Raw genomic sequence first — 1,670 nt, forward strand, 5'->3', positions numbered from 1 at the left:
AAATAGACGGCAAAATATATTATAATATTGTTACATATTTGTTAAGAAAGGTTACATGACTCTTAACAAAAGGAAATATTGTTTATGGTTGTTCCCAATGAGAAGAATGCACCACATGAGATTGTTATCGTTGGTGGTGGCTTTGGTGGACTGTATGCAGCCAAGGCTCTTGCGAACGCGAAGGTAAATGTTACTCTCATTGATAAACGTAATTTCCACCTATTTCAGCCGCTTTTATATCAAGTTGCCACAGGTACCCTATCACCTTCGGATATTTCTGCACCACTACGATCTGTATTCAGCAAAAGTAAGAATACAAAGGTGTTGTTAGGAGAAGTAAATAATATTGATCCCAAAGCGCAACGAGTTATTTTTGGTGATGAATCCGTACATTATGATACATTAATTCTAGCCACTGGTGCTAATCATTCCTATTTTGGTAAGGATAATTGGAAAGAAATTGCCCCTGGCTTGAAAACTGTGGAAGATGCGATAGAAATGCGTCGGCAGATATTTTCAGCATTTGAAGCCGCAGAAAAAGAAAGTGATCCGGCAAAGCGTCGGGCTTTGTTAACTTTTGTGATTGTGGGGGGAGGTCCGACTGGTGTAGAATTGTCAGGTGCGATCGCAGAGTTAGCATACCAAACTCTCAAAGAAGATTTTCGTAACATTGACACCGCAGAAACGAAAATTTTACTATTGCAAGGAGGCGATCGCATTCTCCCACACATTGCCCCAGAATTATCGAAAGTAGCAATAGAATCTTTACAAAAATTGGGTGTGATTATACATACTCAAACCAGAGTCACAAATATTGAAAATGACATTGTTACTTTCAAGCAAAACGGTGAATTGACAGAAATTCCCTCAAAAACTATTTTGTGGGCAGCAGGTGTGCAAGGTTCGGCTTTGGGGAAAATCCTTGCAGAACGCACAGATGTAGAGTGCGATTTCTCTGCCAGAGTAGTTGTAGAACCTGACTTGACTATCAAGGATTATAAAAACATTTTCGTAATTGGAGATCTAGCTAATTTCTCCCATCAAAATGGTAAACCCTTACCGGGTGTTGCCCCCGTAGCCAAACAACAAGGAGAGTATGTAGGTAAACTCATCAAACGACGGCTTCAAGGTCGTACTTTGCCAGAATTTAAATACAATGATGTAGGTAGTTTGGCAATGATTGGGCAAAATTTAGCCGTTGTAGATTTAGGCTTCATCAAACTCACAGGTTTCATTGCTTGGGTATTTTGGCTAGTAATTCACATCTATTTCTTAATTGAGTTTGACACTAAACTAGTAGTAGTAATTCAGTGGGCATGGAATTATATTACTCGAAATCGGCGCTCTCGCTTGATTACAGGTAAAGAGGCTTTTTTAGCAACACAACCTGTTAACAGTGGTAGTGATTCCCAACCTAACAAAAATAAGCAACCAGTCAATCTCTAGCACTTGTGGTTTGCATTAAGTAGCTCAACTAAAAACACTTAATACCCAGATCCTTGACTACTTAGAGAAGTCGGGGATTTATTTCTTGGCATTGAGTTCTTCTAATTAAATACCTACAAAACTTATGCCTGTAACCAATTTTCTAAACTTAATTCTTCAATTTTCAATAAATCACTATCATTAGAAACCAATCAAATCTGGGTAAATACTACTAAGATAGTAAC

1 protein-coding gene is annotated in these 1,670 nt (G+C 38.3%); it reads left to right on the plus strand.

Annotation, left to right across the window (positions count from 1 at the left end; all coding sequences use genetic code 11):
• Nucleotides 1–84 precede the first annotated feature (84 nt).
• The gene (locus IQ228_RS25815) at nucleotides 85–1,446 is read left to right on the plus strand and encodes an NAD(P)/FAD-dependent oxidoreductase (RefSeq protein WP_027404172.1); all 1,362 of its coding nucleotides are present in this window, start codon (nucleotides 85–87) and stop codon (nucleotides 1,444–1,446) included.
• Nucleotides 1,447–1,670 lie beyond the last annotated feature (224 nt).

It is taken from the genome of Dolichospermum sp. LEGE 00246, from assembly GCF_015207865.1.
GTDB classification, from domain to species: Bacteria; Cyanobacteriota; Cyanobacteriia; order Cyanobacteriales; family Nostocaceae; genus Dolichospermum; species Dolichospermum heterosporum.

What these genes read in the sequence shown, in the direction of transcription:
- IQ228_RS25815 (WP_027404172.1), top strand. Translation starts at nt 85, where the DNA reads ATGGTTGTTCCCAATGAGAAGAATGCACCACATGAGATTGTTATCGTT.